The organism is Terriglobus sp. YAF25 (genome assembly GCF_052113305.1).
GTDB lineage: Bacteria > Acidobacteriota > Terriglobia > Terriglobales > Acidobacteriaceae > Terriglobus.
This window is the reverse complement of record NZ_JBFRCY010000540.1, coordinates 1-3,263: the sequence shown is the minus strand read 5'-3', so window position 1 is coordinate 3,263 and position 3,263 is coordinate 1. Positions and strand designations below refer to the sequence as shown.

General features: G+C 55.5%; 3 protein-coding genes and 1 pseudogene. 3 read left to right on the top strand and 1 reads right to left on the bottom strand.

Features of this window, described 5'->3' with window-relative positions; all coding sequences use genetic code 11:
- Positions 1 to 1,079 (bottom strand): dTDP-glucose 4,6-dehydratase (gene rfbB, locus AB4043_RS19685; protein ID WP_442307849.1); only part of this gene is annotated, 1,079 nt, incomplete at its 3' end.
- Positions 1,080 to 1,280: 201 nt separating this feature from the next.
- Here rfbB and murQ point away from each other — a divergent pair.
- The 3 genes and pseudogenes from murQ to AB4043_RS19670 all read left to right on the top strand — a co-directional run.
- Entirely contained in the window at positions 1,281 to 2,240 is a 960-nt protein-coding gene (gene murQ / locus AB4043_RS19680) for an N-acetylmuramic acid 6-phosphate etherase (protein ID WP_147648558.1), read from the top strand.
- Positions 2,241 to 2,270: 30 nt separating this feature from the next.
- Positions 2,271 to 2,579, top strand: coding sequence for a hypothetical protein (locus AB4043_RS19675; protein ID WP_442299363.1), 309 nt, complete (start codon positions 2,271 to 2,273; stop codon positions 2,577 to 2,579).
- 452 nt (positions 2,580 to 3,031) lie between these two features.
- Positions 3,032 to 3,263 (top strand): annotated as a pseudogene (locus AB4043_RS19670) (UDP-N-acetylglucosamine 1-carboxyvinyltransferase); the annotation flags it as partial.

The following is a 3,263-nucleotide window of genomic DNA, read 5'->3' as shown; positions in this document are numbered from 1 at the left end:
GCCTTCCGAAATCCATAGTTCTTTTCAATCCACTGCTTATAGACACCGCTCGTGACGTTTTCGGTCCACGTTTTGTTAGCTAGATACCACTCCACCGTCTTCCGGAGGCCTGTCTCGAAGCTCTCAGCCGGTTTCCACCCCAGCTCCCGCTCGACTTTTCTGGCATCAATGGCATACCGTCTGTCGTGGCCTGGGCGATCCGTCACGAAACGGATGAGCTGCCGATGCGGCCGGAAGGCAGATTCCGGAACGAGTTCGTCCAGCAGTTCGCAGAGGAACGTCACAACTTCCAGATTCGTTCGCTGGTTGCAGCCTCCGATGTTGTACGTCTCGCCCACTGTTCCTTGTGCCAGCACCGTCCGAATAGCAGAGCAATGGTCCTTTACGTATAGCCAGTCCCGAACCTGCAAACCATCACCATACACCGGCAGAGGCTTCCCCTCCAATGCGTGGGTAATCATCAGCGGAATCAGCTTTTCTGGGAAGTGATATGGCCCGTAGTTATTGGAACAGTTGGTCATCAACGTCGGGAGACCGTAGGTGTGATGCCACGCTCTGACGAGGTGGTCACTTGCGGCCTTGCTCGCCGCATAGGGGGAGTTTGGCGCGTATGGCGTTTCCTCGTGGAAAGCCGGATCTTCCGCCTTCAGTGTCCCGAAAACTTCATCGGTAGACACATGATGGAATCGGAAGCTCTCTTTTTCCTCCCCTGCAAGTGTCCGATAGAAGGCCAAAGCACCTCGTAACAGTTGGAAGGTCCCGTCGATATTGGTCTTTAGAAATGCCTCCGGCCCGAGGATAGAGCGGTCAACATGGCTCTCGGCGGCGAAATGGACAATTGCCCGCGGGCGGTGACGCTTCAACAGATCGGCGACCAACTCCCCGTCACAGATATCCCCGTGGACGAAGGTATAGCGGGGATTGTTTTCCAGAGACGCCAGGGTCAGCGGGTTTCCGGCATACGTCAGCTTATCGAGATTGATGACTGGCGACGACTCCGTCTCAATCCAGTCCAGTACGAAATTGCTTCCTATAAAACCGGCCCCACCGGTCACCAGAATCGGTTTGATTTCCGTCATGCGTAGCGCTTTGGCCCTCTTCCTCAGCTGCCTGCCCGGCAAGCCACTTCCTCAATAATCTTTGGATTATCTCTAATATTCTACCTTCCCGGAGAGGGCGTATCACTTCCGTAACGGCCATCCACAACACACATCTGTCGCATCCAAGTAACTTAGGACTAGAATGGTTCCGCCTGTATCGATACCCTTATGCCAGCGCTCATGACCGAACCCCTTGCAGCTCCCGCCGCCAAATCCACAGAACGTGAGCAGTTCGACCTGCAGGCACTCGTCACGGAGCGGCCGAACGAAGCATCCGAAGGCTTTGACACTAAAAGTGCGCTTGAGATTGCCCGGATCATTAATCACGAGGATGCAAAGGTCCACCTGGCAGTCAAAAAAGCGCTTCCTGAGATCGCTCTGGTGATCGACCAGGTTGCCCGCGCCCTGCGCGATGGCGGCCGGCTAATCTACGTTGGGGCCGGCTCTTCAGGGCGCATCGCTTCACTGGATTCCCAGGAATGCCCTGCTACCTTTTCGACGCAGCCTCAGCAGATCCAGTACCTGATGTGCGGCGGCCCAAAAGCTCTTGCCTCTGCCGCTGATGTCAATGAAGATTCCCCGGAGATGGGCCAGCGCGACATTGCCAAGCGCCGCCCAACCAGAAAAGACATTGTGATCGGTGTCTCGGCCTCGGGCCACACACCGTATGTTGTCGGCGCCGTAGACTATGCCCGCCAGCGCGGAGCGCGGACCGCCGCCGTGGTATGCAATCCCAATAGCCGTCTTGCTGAGGTCTCCGATATCTGTATCGTTGCCGACGTAGGTCCTGAGGTCATCTCCGGGTCGACCCGCATGAAAGCGGGTACAGCCCAGAAAATGATCCTGAACATGATCACGACGGGCGCGATGACTCGTCTGGGCTATGTGTACGAGAACCTGATGGTGAACGTCCACATGAAGAATGCCAAGCTCGTCGAGCGCGGTATCAACGTGTTGCAGCGGGTGACAGGCGTCGATCGTGAAACCGCCATCCGCGCCATCAAGTCAGCCGGTAAATCCATCCCTATCGCGGTCGTCATGCTGAAGGCCGGCGTGGACAAGATGGAGGCCGTCCGCCGCCTTTCCAAGTCGGATGGCAATGTCCGTTTGGCGATCGAAGACTCCCGCCTTGAGCTGTAGGACGGCTTGCCCGCTCTAACCTCGGGAACTATGAACAGCCATCCAAAACTCGAATTTCTTGTAGAGTTCGACGACTATACCGCCTGGGAAGTAGAGCAAAAGGGATGGTTCGGAGCATGTGTTTTGCGCTTTCCCGATGGTTCCTCCCTTCCGGTCACATTCTTTGATCCAGTGCGCCTGCAGCAGGAAATCGACTTCACATTCAAGCAGGGGGCGACCTGTTTCAGCGAAGCTGGCTTGATTGTGATTCCGACCGTGACAAAAGAAAATATGCTCACGGCGATAGAAAGTCTGAACGCCACAAACGATTTCGTGGGGATGGTTCGTTCCATTCTGTGAAGCACTCTGCTCTTTGCGGTCAACGCCTCCGCCTCACACTCTCGCTCACGGCTACGCTGGGTGCCAGTTGTCATCTGCCTTCTGGAACACCATTTCACCCTTTCGCCGTTCCATCCTGAGACCTACCCGGCGATGCTTCCGCACAAATGCGGCAAGCTGTTTCTCGTTTGCCTTTCCTGGTTCAGCATTGAGCTATTCCGTATCGCAAAGGCGTTTTCTACCAGAGCACTTCATCACGCTGAGATCTAGAGCATTTTTCCTGTTGCTGGTATCCCGGAAGGGATGTGCAGCGGCGTTTTCATTGCGGAAAACGCCCATAGATCGGAACCCCTCAACTACACCTACAGTAAAAATGATCTAAGCCCTGAACCAGCCGAAGCACTCCCTTCCACAACGTAACTCCGTAGAATCAAAGAGGCGTTTACTGATTCGTTAAGGTATCTCGTTGGCTCATGGATAAGTTTGTTATTCGCGGCGGTAACCCGCTCCTCGGCACCATCAAAGTCTCTGGAGCCAAGAACTCCGCTCTCCCCTGCATGGCTGCCGCCATCCTTACCGAGGATGAGATCATCCTCGAAAATATTCCCCAGGTTCGCGATATCGAGACCGAGCGCAAGCTGCTGGAGTCCATGGGCGCCAACGTGGAACTCGGATATGGCCGGGCTCAGCACCGTACCAGCATCC